16 protein-coding genes are annotated in these 23,348 nt (G+C 39.6%); 7 read left to right on the top strand and 9 right to left on the bottom strand.

Annotation, left to right across the window (positions count from 1 at the left end; genetic code table 11):
• Positions 1 to 36: 36 nt before the first annotated feature.
• The 4 genes from HRT55_RS20185 to HRT55_RS20170 all read right to left on the bottom strand — a co-directional run bounded on the left by HRT55_RS20185 (position 37) and on the right by HRT55_RS20170 (position 4,143).
• On the bottom strand, positions 37 to 990 hold the full coding sequence (locus tag HRT55_RS20185; protein ID WP_291624136.1) for a PHB depolymerase family esterase: 954 nt from the start codon (positions 988 to 990) through the stop codon (positions 37 to 39).
• A 313-nt stretch (positions 991 to 1,303) separates the two neighbouring features.
• Positions 1,304 to 2,311, bottom strand: a complete 1,008-nt coding sequence (locus HRT55_RS20180) for an adenosine deaminase (protein WP_291624135.1) — start codon at positions 2,309 to 2,311, stop codon at positions 1,304 to 1,306.
• A 441-nt stretch (positions 2,312 to 2,752) separates the two neighbouring features.
• Complete coding sequence (gene ssb, locus HRT55_RS20175; protein ID WP_291624134.1) at positions 2,753 to 3,430, bottom strand: single-stranded DNA-binding protein; 678 nt, start codon at positions 3,428 to 3,430, stop codon at positions 2,753 to 2,755.
• Between the two features lie 308 nt (positions 3,431 to 3,738).
• Positions 3,739 to 4,143 (bottom strand): thioesterase family protein, encoded by a 405-nt coding sequence (locus tag HRT55_RS20170; protein ID WP_291624133.1) that lies wholly within the window; start codon positions 4,141 to 4,143, stop codon positions 3,739 to 3,741.
• Positions 4,144 to 4,267: 124 nt separating this feature from the next.
• On the opposite strand from HRT55_RS20170, the gene HRT55_RS20165 reads away from it, so the two are divergent.
• Complete coding sequence (locus HRT55_RS20165; RefSeq protein ID WP_291624132.1) at positions 4,268 to 5,884, top strand: amidohydrolase family protein; 1,617 nt, start codon at positions 4,268 to 4,270, stop codon at positions 5,882 to 5,884.
• Between the two features lie 362 nt (positions 5,885 to 6,246).
• Positions 6,247 to 8,097, top strand: coding sequence for a BamA/TamA family outer membrane protein (locus HRT55_RS20160; RefSeq protein ID WP_291624131.1), 1,851 nt, complete (start codon positions 6,247 to 6,249; stop codon positions 8,095 to 8,097).
• A gap of 73 nt (positions 8,098 to 8,170) precedes the next feature.
• Here HRT55_RS20160 and pssA read toward each other — a convergent pair whose 3' ends face one another.
• Both pssA and HRT55_RS20150 read right to left on the bottom strand, forming a co-directional pair.
• Entirely contained in the window at positions 8,171 to 9,499 is a 1,329-nt protein-coding gene (gene pssA / locus HRT55_RS20155) for a CDP-diacylglycerol--serine O-phosphatidyltransferase (protein ID WP_291624130.1), read from the bottom strand.
• Positions 9,500 to 9,614: 115 nt separating this feature from the next.
• Positions 9,615 to 11,657 (bottom strand): FAD-dependent oxidoreductase, encoded by a 2,043-nt coding sequence (locus HRT55_RS20150; protein WP_291624129.1) that lies wholly within the window; start codon positions 11,655 to 11,657, stop codon positions 9,615 to 9,617.
• A 187-nt stretch (positions 11,658 to 11,844) separates the two neighbouring features.
• Between HRT55_RS20150 and HRT55_RS20145 the strand changes: the two genes are divergently transcribed.
• Entirely contained in the window at positions 11,845 to 12,330 is a 486-nt protein-coding gene (locus tag HRT55_RS20145) for a hypothetical protein (RefSeq protein WP_291624128.1), read from the top strand.
• Between the two features lie 34 nt (positions 12,331 to 12,364).
• Here the strand turns inward: HRT55_RS20145 and HRT55_RS20140 are convergent, their stop codons facing one another.
• Together HRT55_RS20140 and HRT55_RS20135 are read right to left on the bottom strand one after the other, a co-directional pair.
• Entirely contained in the window at positions 12,365 to 12,580 is a 216-nt protein-coding gene (locus tag HRT55_RS20140) for a dodecin (protein WP_291624127.1), read from the bottom strand.
• A gap of 154 nt (positions 12,581 to 12,734) precedes the next feature.
• Positions 12,735 to 14,099 carry an MFS transporter gene (locus HRT55_RS20135; RefSeq protein ID WP_291624126.1) on the bottom strand — a complete coding sequence of 455 codons (1,365 nt, stop codon included), beginning with the start codon at positions 14,097 to 14,099 and terminating at the stop codon, positions 12,735 to 12,737.
• A 309-nt stretch (positions 14,100 to 14,408) separates the two neighbouring features.
• On the opposite strand from HRT55_RS20135, the gene uvrA reads away from it, so the two are divergent.
• The 4 genes from uvrA (at position 14,409) to HRT55_RS20115 (ending at position 22,360) form a co-directional block, all read left to right on the top strand.
• Positions 14,409 to 17,240, top strand: coding sequence for an excinuclease ABC subunit UvrA (gene uvrA, locus HRT55_RS20130; RefSeq protein ID WP_291624125.1), 2,832 nt, complete (start codon positions 14,409 to 14,411; stop codon positions 17,238 to 17,240).
• A gap of 94 nt (positions 17,241 to 17,334) precedes the next feature.
• Positions 17,335 to 17,877 carry a GNAT family N-acetyltransferase gene (locus tag HRT55_RS20125; protein WP_291624124.1) on the top strand — a complete coding sequence of 181 codons (543 nt, stop codon included), beginning with the start codon at positions 17,335 to 17,337 and terminating at the stop codon, positions 17,875 to 17,877.
• 128 nt (positions 17,878 to 18,005) lie between these two features.
• Positions 18,006 to 19,901: a propionyl-CoA synthetase gene (locus HRT55_RS20120; protein WP_291624123.1), complete on the top strand. Its 1,896-nt coding sequence runs from the start codon at positions 18,006 to 18,008 to the stop codon at positions 19,899 to 19,901.
• Between the two features lie 182 nt (positions 19,902 to 20,083).
• On the top strand, positions 20,084 to 22,360 hold the full coding sequence (locus HRT55_RS20115) for a hypothetical protein (protein WP_291624122.1): 2,277 nt from the start codon (positions 20,084 to 20,086) through the stop codon (positions 22,358 to 22,360).
• On the opposite strand, the gene rluF is transcribed toward HRT55_RS20115, so the two are convergent.
• Complete coding sequence (gene rluF, locus HRT55_RS20110) at positions 22,350 to 23,315, bottom strand: 23S rRNA pseudouridine(2604) synthase RluF (RefSeq protein ID WP_291624121.1); 966 nt, start codon at positions 23,313 to 23,315, stop codon at positions 22,350 to 22,352. The genes HRT55_RS20115 and rluF overlap by 11 nt on opposite strands.
• Between the last annotated feature and the right edge of the window lie 33 nt (positions 23,316 to 23,348).

The raw sequence follows: 23,348 nt of genomic DNA, 5'->3' as shown, positions 1-23,348 counted from the left end.
CTGTACTATAGTACCATAGAGCTTAACCATTGAATATTAGAGAGTTTTTTCTTTTAACCTCCAGAATTTTACGATATCGAGGGCGCTATCGAGGGAAGATTCAAACAAAAAAGGTGCACTAGCATCTCTATTACCAAACGCGGAATTAACCGTTAAGCCATGACCAAGGTCATTAATTTCAACTAATTTTACCTGTGGCGGTTTATCATTATCTTGCCAAAGGGTTAGCTGGAAATCTGCTGATGATATTTTACTTGTTGCTAGCGGTTTTTCAGCTAATTTTGACCACTGTACAGCCAATCGCGATGAGTTTTTCGGGTTAACTACTTTGTCATTACTGCCGGTGATAACAATAAGTCTTGGCCACTTCTTGACGGTTTCATTACCCTTTTTTGCTAGGTTAACTAATTCAGTTGCTGATTGTGAGGGACCATTTCTCATACAAGAAATAGCTTTAGCGAGATCATTCGCGCAAGGGTAAGGTAGACCGGCAATAACAGCGCCTGCAGTAAATAACTCTGGGTAGTGCGTTAACAGCGCACTGGTGATAGCGCCACCGGCAGAAAGACCAGCAATATAAACCTGCTCTATGCCTGTTTGGGATTTTACTGCGCTGATCATATTTTTGATCGACAACACTTCCCCTTGATCTTTAGCGCTATCTTGCTCTGAGAACCAATTGAAACACGACTTTACATTATTCTTTTGGCTTTGCTGTGGTAACAACAAGGTAAAATTATATTGCTTAGCTAACGCGACAAAACCACTTTGCTTCGCTAGAGTTTCACCCTTTTGCACGCAGCCGTGTAAAAGTACCACCAGGGATTTAGCCTGTTTAGATGGCGATAAGTAACTTGCGGTTAACTCACCAGGATTATCACCAAAGCTATTTAATGGTTGGAAGTTAGCTAATGTCTGAGACATAGCTAAAGTAGGGAGACTGATAAAGAGTAGAGACACCCAAAGTATGTGCTTTATTGTAGATAACATAAGGTTGGCTTAGTTGACTGTGTGATGTGCCATCATGGCGCATTGCCTTATTGTGCAATATGGTACTTTAGTGCCAACGTCTTGAGTGCTATTAGAATTAAGCTGCTTGCCAGTGATTAAACGTATTTAACCGTTCAGGGGGATATTAGTAGCTGGTGAAAGGGTAGTAATATGGCATGATGATAAAAAACTAAGCTACAAAGCAGCCAGAATATAGCAAGAGAAAATAGTCTATAAAAAGCTGCTTTGTTATGCATATCTTTATGTTTATGTTGGTAATCTAATAAAATATTTGTCGTTATTTAATCAAAGTCTATTGATGCAATTCTATATAATCTTGTGTAGCTAATGTTAGTCGCTGTTTTTCACTTTGAGAAATAAAGCTCGCCTCAATAGCATTTAAAGTAAATTGGGCAATTTCAGATTTATTCATCGGTAGCGCATTATTTACTGCCAAAAAATTATCTGTCATATAGCCACCAAAATAGGCGGGATCGTCAGAATTAATGGTGACACAAACGCCCTTTCGCAGCAGAGACACTATATTGTGTTGCTCCATACACTCAAATACTTTTAGCTTAATATTAGAGAGTGGACAAACAGTCAGTGGAATACGCTCTGTGACTAACTGCTTTACTAACTCTTCATCGTCGGTACAACGAACGCCATGATCAATGCGAGTAATTTTTAGTAAATTTAATGCCTCATAGATATTACTTGCTGAACCTTCTTCTCCAGCATGGGCAACGGTTAAAAAACCTTGCTCAAGTGCTTTTTTAAAGACTCGCTCAAATTTACCCGCAGGGTTACCAACCTCGGTTGAATCAAGGCCGACTGCAATAATTTTATCTTTATGTGCTTGTGCTTGCGCTAAGGTTTCAAATGCTGACTTTTCATCTAAGTGGCGTAAGAAACACATAATTAGTTTACTGCTAATATTTAATTCCGTTGCCGCTTTGACTAACGCCCGATGAATACCGTTAACCACAGTATCAAAGCTAATACCACGCTCGGTATGTGCTTGCGGGTCAAAAAACACTTCGGTATGTAAAACTTTATCTTCTTTACAGCGCAGTAAGTAGGCCCAAGTTAGCTCAAAAAAATCTTGCTCATGGATAAGTACATTGGCTCCTTGGAAGTAAATGTCTAAGAATGACTGCAGGTTATGGAAATTATAAGCATCCCTAACTTCAGTAACTGAATTAAAGGGTATATCAACCTCGTTTCGCTTTGCTAGCTCAAACATTAGTTCAGGTTCAAGTGTGCCTTCAATATGAAGATGCAGTTCGATCTTAGGTAAGGATTGAATAAATTCTTTCATGACTTAGTCCCCAATAATTAAAAGGTTCATTCAGTACTTTTCTGTGAAGAAATATTATTCGTACCAAGAGAAAAGCACTAAAGCGCTAAACTCTTCGTAATCAGGATTTATTGGTTCCTGGTAGGGACCAAAAATCCCTATCATTGGGATTATTCGAAGGGAAAGCTAGTCATTGCATCTAAAGAAATGACTAGCTTACTATTCTATATTGCCTCATTTTATTATACAAGTCTAGACCAAAACAATGGCTAGGTAATTTTCCAGTTATGGAGTAATCACCACGGTTGCTCATTAAAATTACTTGTGCCACAGCAGATGCTAACTCTACTCACCATATAAAGACAAAAAGTATAGACACAAAAAAACCTCTATCAATTTAACATTCAATAGAGGTTTTATATTTTACTTTAAGGTGTCTTTACAAAAAGAACAACCGGAAGCCTAAAATGGAATATCATCATCAAAATCAATTGATGGTTCTTGTGGATTTACTTTTGGAGCTTGCTGCTTTTGCTGACCTTGATTAGCAAAGCCGCCTTGTTGCGCTGGTGCTTGCTGTTGAGGAGCAAAACCACCTTGTTGCGCTGGTGCTTGCTGTTGAGGAGCAAAACCACCTTGTTGCGCTGGCGCTTGTTGTTGAGGAGCAAAGCCACCTTGTTGTGCTGGCGCTTGTTGTTGAGAGAAACCACCAGACTGTTGTGGAGCTTGTTGCTGGAAGCCACCTTGCTGTTGCTGCCCTTGATTAGAGAAACCACCGCTCTGACCTTGAGACGATTTACCATCTAACATTTGCATTACGCCGTTGAAGCCTTGTAATACGATTTCAGTAGTGTATTGATCTTGACCTTGTTGATTGGTCCACTTACGTGTTTGTAAAGAACCTTCAAGGTATACTTTTGAACCTTTTTTAAGGTACTCACCAGCAATTTCAGCTAGTTTGCCAAACATAACTACACGGTGCCATTCTGTTTTTTCTTTTTGCTCACCAGTTTGTTTATCTTTCCATGAGTCTGACGTTGCTACAGTAATATTTGCTACTGCGCCGCCATTTGGCATAAAACGTACCTCAGGATCTTTACCTAAGTTACCTACTATGATTACTTTATTTACACCCGCCATGAAAATATCCTATTAATTGAGCTATTAAGACATGTGCCGTTTCTTTATCTATTTACATAGAAAGAAAATCTGTCTTTGAAATTTAGTTTAAGAGGGTAATTCTATAGTGAGCGGCGATCAAATTCGAGTGATTTTTTGTTAAACAGGCCATTTATTTTATTTTATTCTCTTTTAAAAAGCTCGTAGAAAATAGCTTGCTTATCACAGGGTAAAAACACAGCGCTGATCTTGTCGACTAATTAATTGTTATCACAACGAATTAGCAGCAAAACGTTAAAGTTTGACTACGTAAAACTGAACATTAGCAATCAATATGCGTTTAGGTCTATCAAGTGTTCAGAGAGCTGTGCTCGAATATCATCGGATATTTTTTTCGAACTTTGTGCTTTATAATCAAAATTGACCATGGCGGCCGTACCCGATACACATTTTTCACCGTGTTGCCACAGCTCTTGATAAACATCAAACGAAGCGCCACCAACTCGACTAATGTAGCTTCTTATCTCTATTTCTTGACCATAAAAGAGTTGACCATGATAAGACACTTCTATTTTAGCAATAATAAGTTGCCATTTCTTTGGATCTAAATCGGGGGTGAAAAATTTAAAAATTGGTGCTCGTGCACCTTCAAACCAAATGGGCGGTTTAGTATTATTTATGTGACCTAAAGCGTCAGTATCACTGAAGTGTGGCATCATTTTTTCACTGAACATAATTAACCTTTTTATCTTTATTAACGTTACTGCAATGCATTTATCTACAGCTATATTACTTTTACATATAAGATATAGTATCTTAACCATATTTAGAAATACCATCAATATTAGAGATAAATAAATGAATAAATCTTTATCCTTACTTGGCTGTTTTTGTGCTTACCTAGCTATCACATTAGTCATCAATCTAACCACTGCCACCGCTGCATTAGCCTCAGGTGATGCCAAAGCCCCAGAACGTACCACGGGTGAAGGTCCCTATAAGCGACTTATTCTTCGTGGTGGTATTGTTATCAATGGCGAAGGTGCGCCTGCACGTGGTCCCATGGATATTGTTATTGAAAATGACCGCATTGTAAAAATCGTTAATGTTGGTAACCCAGGCGTACCTATTGCGCTAGCACGTCGCCCGAAAGCTCGCCCGGGTGATAAAGAAATTAACATTGAGGGTCAATATGTACTGCCTGGCTTTATTGATATGCATGGTCATATTGGCGGCAGTGCCGATAATATTCCAGCTGAGTATGTCTTTAAGCTCTGGCTAGCTCATGGTATTACCACAGTGCGTGAGCCGGGAACTTTTAATGGTATTGATTGGGTTATGGAGCATGTAAAGCGCAGTGAAGAAAATACCATTGCCGCGCCACGCATTATGCCCTACTTTGTTTTTGGCTTAGGTTTAGATGAAAGCATAACGACGGCTAAACAAGCAAAAAAATGGGTGAAATCTATCCCTAAAAAAGGCGCTAAAGGTATTAAGTTTTTTGGCGCAACACCGAAGATAATGACAGCAGCACTTAACGAAGCTAAAAAACAAGGGCTAGGCAGTATGATGCATCATGCCCAACTTGACGTAACCAATATGAACGTACTTGATTCAGCCCGTTTAGGTCTGACCTCAATGGAACATTGGTATGGTTTGCCTGAAGCCTTATTTGAACATCAGCATATTCAAAATTATTCACCCGATTATAATTATAATAATGAACAGCATAGGTTTGCCGAAGCCGGACGATTATGGCAACAAGCAGCAAAACAAAACAGCGAAAAATGGTTAAGCGTGCGTGATGAATTACTCAGTTTAGATTTAACCTTAAACCCAACCTTTACTATTTATGAAGCAAATCGTGACTTAATGCGTGATATGAATGCCGACTGGCATAAAGAATATACCTTGCCAACATTATGGGACTTCTTCCAGCCTAGTCGTAATGCACATGGCTCGTATTGGTTTGATTGGACCACGGATGATGAAATTGCTTGGAAGAAAAACTACCAACAATGGATGAGCTTCGTAAACGATTATAAAAATCATGGTGGTCGAGTAACCGTAGGCTCAGACTCTGGCTATATCTTTAAAATATATGGCTTTAGTTATATTCGAGAATTAGAGTTACTGCGAGAAGCAGGTTTTAATGCCCTCGAAGTTATTCAAGCAGCAACCATTAATGGCGCTGAAGCGCTTGGCATGGCGGATGAAATTGGCTCTATCCGTGTAGGTAAAAAGGCAGACTTAGTGATAGTTGGTGAGAATCCATTACGTAACTTTAAAGTACTTTATGGTACGGGCCACTTTCGCCTAGATGAAAACAATAAACCCATCCGTGCAGGTGGCGTTAATTACACGGTAAAAGACGGTATTGTTTATGATGCCAAGTTACTCCTCAAACAAGTAAAAACAATGGTTGAACAAGCTAAAATAAAGAAAATTGATAGCATTAAACGAGCGAAAAACTAAATAACCTCAGCTAAGGTTAAGCAACTTCATCCAGTAGAGCTATAGTTAAATGAGTGATATATATACCCATGTTACTTCTATATGCAGAATTCAGCTGGAATTAGAAACGTTTTAGACAAGGCTTTTGTTGAAGATAATGGTTGTTCCCTTATCGAAATTAATAACGCAGTATAAATCGTTTCGAAACCAGTCCGACGGAGATGACTGAGCAAATCACGCTCTTCGGTGCATATTTTTTTAAGGGAGTACCATTAATAAAAAAAGGCACCTTGATCATGAATCGCTCAGGTATCCTGAAACTCGAATATTGGAGTATCATGGGTCTCAAAAAATCACTCATTTAACCTTAACTTAGGTACGCGATGCAGTTTTTATTAGCAGTCATAAAAAAAATAAAAAAATGTAATGTCATATCGTCACCCCCCATAAAAGCAACCTCACTTATTTGGCGAGATAAGACAATAACTAGCCTGCCGTTCTTGTTAATGGTCGGCTTACTCACTGCCACTTTCTGTGGTGCTGTCTCTGCCGCCGAGCAAGTAGGTAATCAAGCAGTTAAACAAAACACTAAACAAGTAAATACCTCATCCAGCATTGCCAATTTCACCCATGATGATTCAGCCAGTACACAAACTTATAACAAGGCTGCTATTGAACCCTCAAATGAAAATATATTGTGTGATACCAGCCAACCCAAAGTGATATTCAAACCACAAACTATCTTTGATGAAAGTGAAGAAGGTATAACTTTTTTACATCGCTGGGCCAATGCTATCCACATTGATACCAAAATTGCCACCTTAGAAAATGAAGCCAGCTTTTTTGTTAATAAGTGCATAAAAACCTTTGCTGATATGGCCGAGCTTGAGCGCCATTTACGTAGCAGGAAATACTTAAGGGATGCCGAAGTCACTAGTGATGAAAATCTTAAAAATATAACAGTAACCACGTGGGACAACTGGTCACTCATGCCAACGGTAAGTTTCGGTCGTAAAGGAGGTATAAACACTTACAGTTTTGGTATTAAGGAGCGTAATTTACTCGGTTTAGGTATAGATACTGAAATTGAAGCGTACAAAAACACCCAGCGCTCTGGCTACAAGTTAAAGGCTACCGTGCCGCTTTTTCAAAAACAAAATACTGAGGTTAAATTACGATTTGCTGATAATGACGATGGCCAACAAACTAGCTTATTTTTACATAAAATGTTTGCCAGTTTTCATACCAAAACGGCTTATAATATCGGTTTTAATGAAGAATCCCGTAACGATACACTTTTCCAAAACGGTCAAAATCAGAGTATTTATGCTCATGATATTAGTTACCTAGAAGCCAGCTATGCTTGGTTAAACTTTAATAGTGATAGCCGTTTACTGAGATACCGGGTTGGCATAACACAAGATAAAGATACTTTTTCAGCGCTGTCGAGTCAGGATAGTAGTGACTTAACCAGCCCGCCACTAACCAATATTCGTCCTACGGATAGGGATTTACTCTACCCCTGGTTTGCTTTTGAATATATTGAAAAGGACTTTAGAGAATTAACCAACGTTCACTTGATCACCCAAATAGAAGACTTTAATCATGGCTGGCAGCTTAAATCTCGCCTAGGCATAGGCAATGGTAATAAAGAAAACGCAGCGTGGACGGTATGGAAAATGCGGGTGAAAAAAGGTTTTAATCTATATAACAATGCCTTGCTATTACTTGACTTTGCACTGGCGAATGATATCTATCAACATAGAGATAGTCGTTTATGGGTAAAGTTAACAGCTGAATATTTTTATCAGCTAAATAAAAGTTGGGGCTTTTATTTAAGTAATGCCAATGTTACCAGTAAAAATCAGTACCTAGACCAGCCGGTAACCATGGGCGGAAATACCGGTTTACGTGGCTTCCCTTTACAATATCAACATGGCCAAAGTAGTATTAAAGTCACTTCTGAAATCAGATACTATCCACAAGTAAATCTATTCAAACTCTTTGATATAGCCGGTGTTGCTTTTGTTGATGCGGGTCGAACGTATGGAGAGTCGACCGTTAAAAACATAGAGCATGGTTGGCTAGGCTCTGCAGGCTTAGGTTTGCGCTTGCACTCCCCTCACTCGGGTGGCAATCACCCTATTATTCATATCGACTTTGCTTTTCCGCAAAGTGATAATCCTGATATTAATAGCTTTGAAATTAGAGTGCAGGCCAAGAAATCATTTTAAGGGTTTTAGCATGTAATAGGCTTGTTAGTGCTCCAACGATTGATTACAGTATTTTTTACTGTAATCAATAGTACTAAAGGAATCGTTTTAAAACCCTATCAATTTGTGCAACACGTATTTTTTTCAATAATTTCTGCGGTTTTTCCGGGTAGTCATCAACTGATTCAATATCTGAATAATGCACTATTTTAGTGGTATCCACTAAAATACCCAGTAATTCATCATTGGTTTTTTGTAAAAGCTGCTTACTTGCATCATCGACAAGTAAACCATTTTCTAGATCCAGTGCCCAAGCACGCGGGTTTAAATTACTGCCGGTAATTAAATGGTAGCGATCATCAACACGTAAACCTTTAAGGTGAAAACTATTATCTTTATCTTTCCACAAATGAATATTCAATAAGCCTTTATCGATAAAACTTTGGTAACGCTTAACAAAACGCTTTAATAACATTTCATAAACGTAAGGAATGATACCGATAGTGCTAAAGTCTTCATCATTACTAATAAAAAAATCATTCGCTGTTTTATCGCCAACAACCACAGTGATTTTAACACCACGTTTTAATGCTTTAATAACATCTCGAGCAAGGGCATGAGGTAGATTAAAATACGGCGTGAAAAGCACTATGTTATTGTCAGCTTGTTGCACTAAATGACGGGTAGCTTGGTTAAGCTGATTTTTACGGCGACCAAAGCCTACTAGCGGAGTAATAAAGGTTTTATCACTGACTAGCTTGGACTGACTATTACTTTGCTGCTGAGCAACAATGTAGTGGGACTTTCTTAATCGGGCTTTTAACGTCGCAAGATTTCTCTTTTGCTCTATGGCATCAGGTAACCATGCTTGATTAAGCAGAGGCGACAGACCTGAACCAATAAAGGTATCAGTTAAGTAATGACAAAAACTTTCAGCTAATTCAGGACTATTAATAGTACAGTAACGGTCTAAACGGTATCGTTCACCTTGGTGTAAATAAATATCGTTAATACTTGCACCTGTATAGAAAAGCTTATCATCGAAGACCATGCCTTTCAGGTGTAAAACGCCAAAGACTTCTTTACGCTTAACCGCCACACCATAAATGTTGACCGTTTGCGGGTAGTCTTGCGCTAACTGTAAATACAGAGCACGGTTACCTAAGCTCTCTTTTTCACCTATTAAGCCACGTTGACCACGGTTAAAGTCGACAAAGATATTAATATCTAGCTCGGGGAAGTTTGCTTTAGCTTGGTATAACGCATGGAGGATTTCCCGACCTGCGTCATCATCTTGTAAATACAAAGCAGTAATGAAGATACGCTGACGCGCACCCTCAATTAATAATAACAACTGCTGCTTATATTCTTTAGGGGTGGTATAAAATTCAATATCACCGCCATCGACAATTATTTTTTGCACTGTGCTCTATCTAAAAAAAATTAATTCGCGACAGTATATCAATAATAAACCGAACAAATATAGGCTTTTTCTTCGGTTAACTATTGATATCTCGATAGATAGGCTCAAATAACGCCTAAATTTTCACCGCTAATTCGGCAGCTTGGCGTATCGCACGTTTAGCATCAAGCTCGGCCGCGACATTTGCACCGCCAATCAGATGCACAGGTAAACCGCCATCAACTAATGCTTGTTGCAAGTCTCGATTAGACTCTTGTCCTGCGCAAATAATAATATTGTCCACTGCCAGCAACTGCTCTTTACCATCAACTTCAATCAATAATCCCTTATCGGTAATGGCTTTGTAACTTGCGCCAGCAACCATAGTAACGCCCTGTTTAACTAAATTAGCTCTATGTACCCAGCCAGAGGTTTTACCTAGCCCTTTACCCACTTTAGTGGTTTTACGTTGTAACAGGATAATTTTCCTTTCTGGATTATGTTTAGGTACATCTTGCTTGTTGAGTAATGCTCCGCCTTGCTGATAACTTTTATCAACACCCCAGTTTTTAAGCCAGGCATCAGGTTCATTGGTTAGTGATTTTTCTGACAAGTATGTTGCCACATCAAAGCCAATACCACCGGCGCCGATAATAGCAACATTATTACCTACCTCAACTTTATCACGCAGTACTTGTAAATAAGTCAGTACTTTCTTACTGGCATAACCTTCTCCTAAGCCCTTTATGGTAAGTTTTCTCGGTTTAATACCCGTAGCAAGTACCACTTCATCAAAACCGGCAGCGATTAATTTCTCTGCACTTTGCTCGCTATTAAGGTGCACTTTAATACCATGCAAGCTAAGTTGTTTGTTAAAGTAGCGTAGTGTTTCGAAGAATTCTTCTTTACCTGGAATTTGCTTAGCGACATTAAACTGACCACCAATTTCACTAATCTTATCAAACAGTTCAACTTGATGACCACGTTGAGCCGCATAAACACTGAAGGCTAAACCTGCAGGTCCTGCTCCTATCACCGCTAATTTTTTAACTTTATTCGTTTTTTCAATTACCAGCTCAGTTTCATAACACGCCATAGGATTTACCAGACAAGAGGCGCGCTTTTGTGCAAAAACATGGTCTAAACAAGCTTGGTTACAGCCAATACAGGTATTAATCTCATCGGCTTTATTCTCCGCAGCTTTATTAACAAAGTCGGCATCGGCAAGGAAAGGCCTCGCCATTGACACCATATCTGCTTGCCCTGTAGCTAACACTCGCTCGGCAACATCAGGGGTATTGATGCGGTTAGTGGTAATAAGCGGAATAGATACTTCCTGCTTCATTTTTTCAGTAACCCAAGTAAATGCTGCTCTAGGTACAGAAGTTACTATGGTAGGTACACGCGCTTCATGCCAACCGATACCGGTATTAATGAGTGTTGCGCCAGCCTGCTCAACCGCTTTTGCCATAGTAACAACTTCTTGCCAACTGTTACCACCTTCCACTAAATCCAACATGGATAAACGAAATATTATAATAAAGTTATCGCCCACTTTGGCGCGTACCGCTTTGATTGTTTCAATGCCTAGGCGCATTCTATTTTCAATGCTACCGCCCCACTCATCATTACGTTTATTGGTTCTAAGACAAGCGAACTGGTTAATTAAATAGCCTTCAGAGCCCATGATTTCAACGCCATCATAGCCCGCTTTAGCGGCCAATTTAGATGCATAAGCAAAGTCTTTAATGGTAGATTTAATTTGCCTAACGGACATGGCTTTCGGGGTAAAAGGTGAAATAGGAGATTTAATTTTGCTCGGCGCGACACCAAAAGGATGATAAGCATATCGCCCTGTATGTAATAACTGTAAACAGATTTTAGTAGGGTATTGATGTACCGCCTCGGTGACTTGCTTGTGTTTATTTACTTGCCAAAAATGGCTTAACTCACTGCCAAAAGGCGCGATTCTGCCGCGTAAGTTAGGACTAACACCGCCAGTAACAATCAAGCCAACACCACCTTTTGCCCTAGCTTGATAAAAGGCTGCTAATTTAGCAAAACCGCCGCGCTCTTCCTCTAGGCCAGTGTGCATTGATCCCATAAGGACACGGTTAGCCAATTGGGTAAAGCCAAGGTCTAGTGGCGCTAATAAATGTGGGTAGGCAGTTGTTGTCATAATTTTGCTCTGCTATTGGTCGTACCAGTTAATTTAGATACATAATTTACTGACATTTAGATAAAAACACAAGTTATGGTAAAATATTCGGGTTAACATTACCTAAAAGTAGAGCCCTGATGGTTACCAACTAAGTAGTTATCAGTTACTGACTAAAACATCTAAAATAGCGATAGAATAAAATTTTATGCCCAATAAAAAACAGTTAATTAATCTTATTGTCACGGCATTAGCAAAAGAGCTTCAACAAGCTATTGATGCTGCCAATGAAGCACATGCCGCTGCTGTTGATGACCAAAGTGTCGCGGAAACACAATATGATACCTTAGCGATAGAAGCGAGCTACTTAGCAGAAGGACTATCTAAGCGAGTGAATGAATTTCAGCATGCCATTGATACCTATACCGCACTAGAGATCCTTGAGTTCAATGTTGATAGTTATATCGCCCTTGGGGCGTTAGTACAGTTATCAGCAGATAAGCAAGCCAAGCACTGGTTTTTTCTCGGCCCTGCCGCAGGGGGCTTTCGCTTTCAGTTAGCTGAGCAAAACATCACTGTCGTTACACCCCAATCCCCTATGGGCATGGCATTACTTGGCAAACAACAAGATGATGATATAACAATGATGCTTGGCGTCAATAAGCTAGAAGATTACATTGCTGCACTCAAATAAGGCTAGTTAAATACGCTACTTGAACAAAGCTAAGTTAGCTTGACGCTATTTTAAAGCCTATTTTCAAAGTGACTTGATAATGGCCGACAGCACCATCAACTATATGACCACGGGTTTCTGTGACCTCAAACCAATCCATATTTTTGATAGTTTTATTACACTCAGCTAAGGCATTTCCTATGGCATCTTCGATACTGGTTTTAGATGAACCAACCATTTCAATTTTTTTGTAAGTGTGATGATTAGACATGTTAGTCACGCGCTAAATAAGGGATAAGGTAACCCTTAGTTTAGCGCGATTTTGCTAGTTTGCTTTATCCAAAAAAAATCCCTCAACTAATTTTAATAGTGAGGGATTTTTATTACGCATTACACGCTAACTTACAATAGAGTAGTTTAAGTCTCTACCCTTGTAATAAAGCTTTAACGGCTAGTAAATCAACGCTTTTTTCATCAACTTTTAAATAGGCGACCGCTTCTGTATGTACTAGGGTTGCTTCGATAACACCTGGCATATTAATTAACTGCTCAGCCATTTGTTCGGCTTCTTGTTCGCAAGTGATGCTAGTTGCAAAACTAAAACTTTTCGATTTTTTAAGTTTCTGCATGCCAAAAGTGAGTAGTAACCAAACTAGACTTGCAATAGCCATCACTAAAAAGATAGTTTGTTCACCATATTGACTGGCAATGAAACCGCCTAAAATACCGCCGACAAACGCTCCTAAAAATTGGCTGCTTGAATAAACGCCCATAACACTACCTTTCAGACCAGCTGGTGCAATGCGCGATAAAATTGATGGCATGGTTGCTTCTAAATAATTAAAAGCGGTAAAGAATAAGACCATCGATAATACCAAACTCCAAAAGCCTGTTGGTAATAACCACAGCGAAAATAACGCTACCGTTAATAAAGTGACCGCCGCACTAAACATTGGCGTTTCTTTTTGTTTTTTAATGGCAATAATCATGAAAGGTACCATCAAGAAAAATGATCCCAGCAAGGTAGGTAAATATATTTGCCAGTGATTTTCTAATGCCAAACCACTGGCAATAAACTGTTTAGGCAAGGTAACAAAACAGGCGGTTAATGCCATATGTAATATAAAAACGCCCCAGTTCAAGCGAGACAATTGCGGATGGCGAATTAAGGTAAGAATCTGCGCGGGCAAAGCAACACTATCGCCACGCGGCGCTTTGTTTACCGAATTTGGCACCATAAACTGGATCATAAACATAGCGATAATAGTTAATAAACCGGTAAACCAGAATAAACCACTTAAACCAAAAACATCCGCAACAATCGGCCCTAAAATCATGGCCAAAGTAAAAGACAAACCGATGCACATACCAATGGTTGCCATCACTTTTGGTCTTTGCTCTTCGCGGCTTAAATCAGCAGCCAAAGCTAAAATAGCACTGGCGATAGCTCCCATACCTTGAACCGCTCGCCCTAAGACCACGCCATAAATAGTGTCTGACATGGCGGCAATAACACTACCAATAAGAAACACCACTAGCCCAGCTAAGATAACCGGCTTTCGGCCAAATTTATCAGATAGGATTCCCATAGGTATTTGTAATAAAGCTTGTGTTAAGCCATAAGCACCAATGGCTAGCCCTAACCACATGGGGCTATATCCCGTTAGTTGCTCACCATAGATGGCAAACACGGGTAATATCATGAATAAGCCTAACATGCGCACACCAAAGACACTGGCTAAGGAAAAGGCGGCTTTTTTCTCAATACGGTTTAAACCTGAAACACTCATAACGTTGCTAAAACCTAAAATAAAATGAAGAACGCGGAAAAATTTGCCACTAGTTTAGCACGCAAACTAGTACAACAAAATCCCAACAATGAAAACAGGAGGTTAAGGACAAGATAGTTTGGTCGTCATGGTAATTGTTGGTTCGTCTGCTTAATGACATATCTCCGTTTTTTCCTTTCCCAGAGAGCTAACAGAGCACTGTAAAAATAAACAGTTTAATTTGATATTCTGCCCTAGTTTAGTTTTTATACTGTAAATTATATGACATAATCGTCGGTTCTATTTTATCGTAAGTTGGGTTAAAAACGCATGAAAAGTATTGTAGTCAGAGGGGCTCGCACACACAACCTCAAAGACATTAGTATAACAATACCTCGAGATAAACTCGTGGTAATTACCGGTCTTTCTGGCTCAGGAAAATCTTCTCTTGCCTTTGATACGCTCTACGCTGAAGGGCAACGCCGTTATGTAGAATCACTTTCAGCTTATGCTCGTCAATTTTTATCGTTAATGGAAAAGCCGGATGTTGATCATATTGAAGGTTTATCGCCCGCTATATCCATTGAACAAAAATCTACCTCTCATAATCCGCGATCAACCGTAGGTACTATCACTGAGATATACGATTACTTGCGTTTACTTTATGCCCGAGTGGGTGAACCGCGTTGTCCGGAGCATGGTCAAGCACTGGCAGCACAAACCGTTTCACAAATGGTTGATAAAGTTTTAGAGCTTGAGCAAGGCACGAAGGTGATGCTACTTGCTCCTATTATCCAAGAGCGTAAAGGCGAACATGTAAAACTGCTTGATAACTTAGCCGCGCAAGGTTTTATTCGCGCCCGCATTGATGGTGAAGTATGTGACTTATCCGATCCACCGCCATTAGAGTTACATAAAAAACACACCATAGAAGTTGTCGTTGATCGTTTAAAAGTGCGTGATGAGATTCAATTACGCCTTTCTGAGTCTTTTGAAACAACATTAAGCTTAACCGATGGTACCGCCAAAATCGCTTTCATGGATGAGCCCGACCGAGAAGAACTGCTTTTCTCTGCTAATTTTGCCTGCCCACATTGTGGCTACAGCATGCAAGAATTAGAGCCGCGCTTATTCTCCTTTAATAATCCAGCCGGCGCCTGTCAAACTTGTGATGGTTTAGGTATTGAGCAATTCTTCGATAGTAATCGCGTTATTGCCAATGAAGAGTTAAGCCTTGCCGGCGGCGCAGTCCGTGGCTGGGACAAACGTAATTTTTACTACTTTCAAATGCTGCAAGCCCTTGCCCAGCATTATGGCTTTAACGTTGATAAGCCTTTTAAAAAATTATCCACTGAAGCACAAAAAGTTGTGCTTTATGGCAGTGGCGAACAAGAAATTGAATTTAAGTATATGAACGACCGTGGTGATGTGGTGATGCGTAAACATGCATTTGAAGGCATCATCAATAATATGCAGCGCCGTTACAAAGAAACTGAGTCAAACTCGGTACGTGAAGAGTTAGCCAAATACCTTAACTCACATCATTGTCCAGACTGTAATGGCAGTCGCTTACGATTAGAGGCGCGCAATGTTTTTATTGCTGACACACCGCTAAACATAATCGCCGAACTATCAATTAGTGAAGCATTAGCCTTTTTCCAAGGTTTAGCGTTAACCGGACAAAGAGGACAAGTCGCTGAAAAAATCTTAAAAGAGATCAACGAACGTTTAGGATTTTTAGTCAATGTTGGCCTTAATTACCTTAATCTATCACGCGGCGCTAATACCCTATCTGGTGGTGAAGCACAGCGAATACGTTTAGCCAGCCAAATTGGCGCAGGTTTAGTGGGAGTAATGTACGTATTAGATGAACCCTCTATTGGTTTGCATCAACGGGATAATGAACGCTTACTTAGCACCTTGATACACCTCAGGGACTTAGGTAATACCGTGATTGTCGTTGAACATGACGAAGATGCCATTCGCGCGGCCGATTTTGTTATTGATATTGGTCCAGGCGCAGGCGTGCATGGCGGCGAGATTATCGCCCAAGGTACAGTAGATGATATTTTAGCCTGTAAGGAGTCACTCACGGGTAAGTACCTTTCAGGTGTCGAACGTATTGAAATACCGAAAAAACGTCATGCCTTTGATAAAAAAGCCGTGGTAAAACTAAAAGGCGCCAGCGGCAATAACTTAAAGGATGTTAATTTAGTTATTCCAACAGGTTTAATGACCTGTATTACTGGTGTTTCCGGCTCAGGAAAATCGACACTGATCAACGACACCCTATACAAACTCGCTCATATTGAGCTAAATGGTGCCACCATTGATGAACCGGCCCCCTATAAAAGCATTCATGGATTAGAGCATTTAGATAAAGTTATCGAAATTGATCAAAGCCCTATTGGTAGAACACCACGTTCAAATCCGGCAACATATACCGGTATATTTACTGCGGTACGTGACATTTTTTCCGCCACGCAAGAGTCGCGTTCACGTGGCTATAAGTCGGGCCGTTTTAGCTTTAACGTTAAAGGTGGTCGCTGTGAAGCCTGTCAGGGTGATGGTATGATCAAAGTGGAAATGCACTTTTTACCCGATGTTTACGTGCCTTGTGATGTTTGTAAAACTAAGCGCTATAACCGTGAAACCTTAGAAGTTTTATATAAAGGTAAAAATATCCATGAAGTATTGGATATGACCATTGAAGATGCTTATGAGTTTTACCAAGCCATTCCAGCAATAAAACGTAAACTGCAAACCTTACTTGATGTTGGTTTAGGTTATATCAAATTAGGCCAATCTGCAGTGACACTCTCTGGTGGTGAAGCGCAGCGCGTTAAGCTATCAAAAGAATTATCAAAACGTGATACCGGTAAAACTTTATATATATTAGATGAGCCGACCACAGGTTTACATTTTCACGATATTAAACAATTACTGCATGTTATTCATCGATTACGTGACCATGGTAATACCATAGTAGTAATTGAGCATAATTTAGATGTGATAAAGACCGCTGACTGGATTGTCGATTTAGGCCCAGAAGGTGGTTCGGGTGGTGGTGAAATATTAGTTGCAGGCACACCTGAGCAAGTAGCAAAACATAAAACCTCACATACAGCGAGATTTTTAAAACCTTTGCTGCAACAATCATAAAGCCCTTGTTAGCATTGTAATAAAATTTAACCAAACATAACGAAAAGTAGATTGCGTTATGTTTGCTTTCTTATCATTTTTTAATAGGTTTATTATGCAAATCAATAATACTGAACGCCTTAAGTTTAGGTTAATGGATTCTCAAGATGCCCAAGCGCTATGGCAATTAGATCAAGACCCACAAGTGATGAAATTCCTAACTGGCGGCCAAGCCACCAGCATGGATAAAATTAACAGTGTATTTATTCCGCGTATGGAGAAGTACCGTGATGACAAGTTAGGCTGGGGGATTTGGCAAGTATCAGACAAGGTAACTGATGAGTATTTAGGTTGGGTATTAATCCGCCCTATGGCGTTTTTTACTGACTCACCAAACTTTAAAGACTTAGAATTAGGCTGGCGTTTTTTCCAAAGCACTTGGGGCAAAGGTTACGCTACAGAGGCGGCAATAGCTATTAAGAATGCAGTTATCACTCTTTCTGATGTTAGCCATGTCTCTGCGTTAGCGGTAGCCGATAACTTGGCTTCTGTAGGCGTGATGAAAAAAATGGGCATGAGCTTTGTCAGAGCTTATTTACATACTGATCCCATTGGCGATTTTGATGCGGTTCATTATCAAATGTCAGTGCAGAAATAATATAGCTAAATAACTCACCAACTAGCTTACCAGTATAAAATGCTCAAATATTAGGCTAAAGTCTAATAGGTTAATTTTGTCGACAGTTTTAAGGTATCACTACCCATATAGATTGTAAGGTCAAGATAATGAATAACTCTGAGCGACAAGAATTAGCAATAAACTCACCGGAAAGTTACTGGCATGAGCAAGCAAAGCTTGTAGCTTGGTATAAAACACCACAAACAATATTGTCGACAAACAGTGACTCTTGGCATGAGTGGTTTGTCGATGGCGAGTTAAATTCTTGTTACCTCGCTTTAGATTATCATGTTGAACAAGGTCGTGGCGCACAAACCGCCCTAATATACGACTCGCCAGTCACTGGACTCAAGCAAAAATTTACCTATAGTGAACTCACTAGTTTGGTGGCTAAATTTGCTGATGTGCTCAGATCTCAAGAAGTTACTAAGGGAGATCGCGTATTAATTTATATGCCGATGATCCCCCAAGCGGCTATCGCTATGCTTGCTTGTGCTAGGCTTGGCGCAATTCACTCGGTAGTTTTTGGTGGTTTTTCTGCTAACGAGCTTGCCGTGCGTATCAATGATGCCGAGCCGAAAGTCATTGTTAGTGCCAGTTGTGGTATTGAAATAGCTAAAGTCATTGCCTATAAACCTTTAATTGATGATGCTATTGAAAAAGCCATTCATAAACCTAAAAGCTGCATCATTTATCAAAGAGAACAAGTTCAAGCGCAGCTGATAAAAAACCGAGATCTTGATTGGCAAACACAAATGGATGTTGCTGTAGAAATCCCCCCTGTAGCGGTTAAGAGCACCGACCCACTCTATATTTTGTACACCTCGGGAACTACGGGCAAACCCAAGGGCGTAGTCAGAGATAACGGCGGTCATGCTGTCGCTATGCTTTATAGCATGAAAAATATTTACGGCATGCAGCCAGGCGATACCTTTTGGGCTGCTTCAGATGTTGGTTGGGTTGTCGGCCATTCTTATATTATTTATGGCACCTTAATGGCGGGTTGTACCAGTATTATTTATGAAGGTAAACCCATTAAAACACCTGATGCAGGTGCTTTTTGGCGGGTCTGCGCGGAGTATAAGGTCAATGCATTATTCACAGCTCCCACCGCCTTTCGAGCCATAGGTAAAGAAGATCCTGAAGGTGACTTCCTTAAGGATTACGATCTCTCCTCATTAAAACGCCTTTACCTCGCTGGCGAACGCTTAGACCCAGCCACTTACCGTTGGCTCAAAGAAAAAACTCAATTACCGATAATCGATCATTGGTGGCAAACAGAAACGGGTTGGGCAATTGCCAGTACACCACTAGATGACGGCAATGGTAATATGATGACAACCAAGGCTGGCTCTTCTGGACCTGCTGTTGCGGGCTATAATGTACAAATTCTGGATGTACATGGCCAGCAAGTTCCTGCGGGACAACAAGGTAGCGTGGTAATAAAGCTACCATTGCCTCCTGGCTGCTTAGCAACAATTTATCGAGATCCACAAAGATTACTTTCCGGCTATTTATCAACTTACCCTGGTTATTACCTGACTGGAGATGGCGGCTATATTGATGAAGATGGCTACCTTTTCATCATGGGCCGCACCGATGATGTTATTAATGTTGCCGGTCACCGATTATCAACGGGTGAAATGGAAGAAGTTTTATCGGCTCACCCCGCAGTCGCAGAATGTGCCGTAGTTGGCATTAATGATTCATTAAAAGGGCAAGTACCATTAGGGTTAGTGGTAATAAAAAATGGCATCAGTACCTGTGATACACAGTTGGAGAAGGAGTTGAAGCAAAGTATTCGTACTAGCATTGGCGCAATAGCTTCATTAAAAAATTTGTTTATTATTGACCGATTGCCTAAAACACGTTCAGGTAAAATTTTACGAAAAACCCTTAGGCAAATGATTGATGGCGAAAAAGTTGAAATTCCATCAACCATAGAAGATAGCCAAGTAATCACTGAATTGTCAGCAACTTTAGCTAATATTAACAAAGTATAAGCCTTTACGACTGCAGAAATGCCTAAGATTATTACGATTAAGCACAAGGAAGTGTTTATATCGACGAGCTAACCATGATAATTAAATTAATAGCTTGAATCAGTTGACTTTTATTAGGCTATTTTCAAATTTATCTCCTATATTTAACTGTGCTAATAAGATAAATATTACGGAGACAATGGATGCACACGAAAAACACCACGGCAAAAGCGACTAAAACAGCGCAGTCTACAACACAGACAACAGCAAAAAAACAGCAAGTTGACCATAAAAATAAAACTGTGATTTCGAGCTCTGCTGGCACTAGTCCTAGCGATGATTTTGATATCATAGTAAAAACAGATAAAAATATTAAAAGTGTTAGTAAATCTGCTGACCCAACGCACTTATATTTTACTGAAAAAGACTTATCGCGTATTTTAAGCAATTTAGATACCTTGCGAGATGATGTTTACCCAGTCCCCGCTGACCAAGAAGATCAACCAAAAAAATCCCAGCCCTTTCCTTCTGTTTGTCTTATAGGCTTAGGACGATGCGGCTCAAATATCGCTTTAGATGTTGCCTCATTAGTGCACAGCGCCCGCAATTATTATCTTAATGAATTTCATAACGAAATGAAAAAAGCCAAAGAGCGTGAAGGCAGTTCGTTAAAGTGGATAAAGCGCAGCTTAAAGCTACAAGATAAAAAATCAGACAAACCAGTATTTTTAATTGAACCACTCGTTATGCTGGGTGATTTAGATAAAGATATTGAAGGTAGAATTCGCTATTCTTCACAAAATTACGACAAAAATTTCCTTGATGAATACAATAAATTAAAAATAATGGATTTATCTGAGGTGCATGCTGGTGGTGCCGGTAACGCACCTATATTAGGGCAATACCTTGCCAAAATGATCCTCAATAAAGAAACCGAACACTTCAGCAACCCTGATTGGCAGTTTATACATTCTTACCTTATTGACTCTTGTGGCATCAAGGCCAATCAATCACGCTTATATTTTTATATCTTCAGTGCCGGCGGCGGCACAGGCTCAGGCATGGCTTCAGAATTTGGTTTAGCACAGCAATATTCTTACATGAGTAAAACCTTTGAGATTCGCTCCGAAAAAGAAATAGCCACCCACGGACAAAATTTTGTTTTTGAGCCTATTTTCACCAGTGGCATTTGTATTTTACCCAATATAAACGATCCCAGTGTTGAAGTATCCGAAGCACTTCATATCAATGCTGGACGTTTATTATGTAAGTATTTAGCCGAAGAATGGGACTTTTCTTATAACCTAGAGAATGAAAAAGAGCATGTTGATGGTCAAGCTCCTTATCGAATTCGGCCTTGGAATGCCATGATGCTAATCTCGAACGATATAATGCGCTATGCCGAGGAAAGTGATACCAATGGCGATATTAAATATATTGATGTTAATACCATGGAAAAACATGCCAACCAATATATCAGCCAACAAATTTTTAATATTTTAACCGCGCAAGCCGTGACCACGGATTATGATGATAATTACTTCCGTCGTGCGGGAATTGATATTGGTGAGACTATACGCTTAGATGCCAATGACTTATTTATGAGTTTAGCCGGCCCAGTGGCCATCGCCTATGCCGAATCGGTCGTTGCTGACTCGCCGTCTGTTGCCGATGAGCAAAAACAACCCAGCTTTAATGGTGAGAAAGTGGCATTGGATGTAGATGATCTATTTTTCCGTTCTATTGATTTACCGCATTTTAATAATACAACGCAAGCTATTGAGGGGGTAAGTTTATTACCGATAGAGTCAGAACAATACCGAGCCGCATTAGGGAAATACAAGACCTCTGGCTTTGATGCTAAGCATTTAAACGATTTACACTTTTTTAAAAATTGCTCATCAATCGTTTCTATTATTTCACTGCCTAAAGACTATAAATTGTCTTATATGGACTTAAATAAACTGAAAATGCATTTAAACAACTTGTTCCCCAATACCACATTGAAACGTTATGCTTTGGTTATTGGTGCTTCAGCTAATTTATCGTTAACCACCTTAATAGCCAAAAGCCCATGTTTGAGTGATGACTTTTTAACGCTGATTGTCTCTTACATTAAACGCTGCTTTGCTAAAGAGGAATATCGTTTTGACGACTCGTTGGACATCGCCATTATTGATTTTATTAAAGCACCTGAATTTGATGAGTCAAAGCTCGAGGCCATGTTAATTGAACATGAAAACCCCGCAAAAATACTCGACACCAATTGGTATGCCATCAAACCCATGTATGAAAAAAAATATCGTGAATTAGTACGTGATAACAAAAAGTTTGTTTCTATTAACGATATACGTTTAACCATTAATAGTGTGAAAAAATCGATTCATTATTTACGTGAAATATACCGTCATCGAATCAGTAAAACTCAAGTTATCTCACTTAATAAAAAACCGACAAAACCAGCTAAGCCTACTTCTTAGGAGTGAGTTTAAGCGTATTTCGTCCTGCTGGTTTACTACTCTTTGTAGTAGACCAGATATCACTAGCACTTAATTTTTTTGGTGTATCTTGGTCATCAGGTGCCGCTTTTTTAGGTGTGTACTCATACGGACTCTTCTTACTTATATTAAGGTCTTCATCTATTTTTTTGGCCAATTCGTCCAGGCTCAATGCTGCTTTAGGCTGAGCAGTATCAATCGCTGTTTTACTAGAGTGCTGTACCGCAGTATTAATTTCAGCCATTTCCGCCGTAGTTAAATCTCGCCACTGCCCTGGACTTAAATTGCCCAGTTCAACTTTCATAATACGTGAACGTTTAAGTTTTAGAACGTCATAATCAAGATATTCACACATGCGGCGAATTTGACGATTTAAGCCCTGAGTTAATACAATAGTGAAAACAAAACGACTTTCCACCCGCACAATACAAGGTTTAGTTATAGTCCCTAGAATAGGCACACCACGAGACATACGTTGAATAAAGCGTTCGCTGATGGGTTTATCTACTGTCACTATATATTCTTTATCGTGGGCATTTTCTGCACGTAATATTTTATTAACAATATCGCCATCACTGGTGAGAAAAATCAAACCTTCCGAAGGCTTATCTAAACGACCAATAGGAAATATGCGTTTTTTATGACCAATAGCATCAATAATATTACCTCTTACATGTTTTTCCGTAGTACAGGTAATACCAGTAGGCTTGTTATAAGCAATATAGATACGATCCGATTTATCATCACTAATTGGCTCGATATTATAGCCGTCTACTTTAACGACATCCCCCTCTAACACTTTGGTACCTAACTCTGGCACTTTATCATTAATGGTGACACGGTTATCTTCTATCATTTTATCGGCACTACGGCGCGAACAGAAGCCAGAATCACTAATGTATTTGTTTAAACGTTTTGGGAAGATTGAAGTGGTCAAGGTAATCGCTACTTATATTTTGGTGCATTTTTA

Origin of the sequence: Colwellia sp. (assembly GCF_013214175.1) — a bacterium.
Taxonomy (GTDB): Bacteria; Pseudomonadota; Gammaproteobacteria; order Enterobacterales; family Alteromonadaceae; genus Colwellia.
This window is presented reverse-complemented; position numbering and strand designations above follow the sequence as displayed.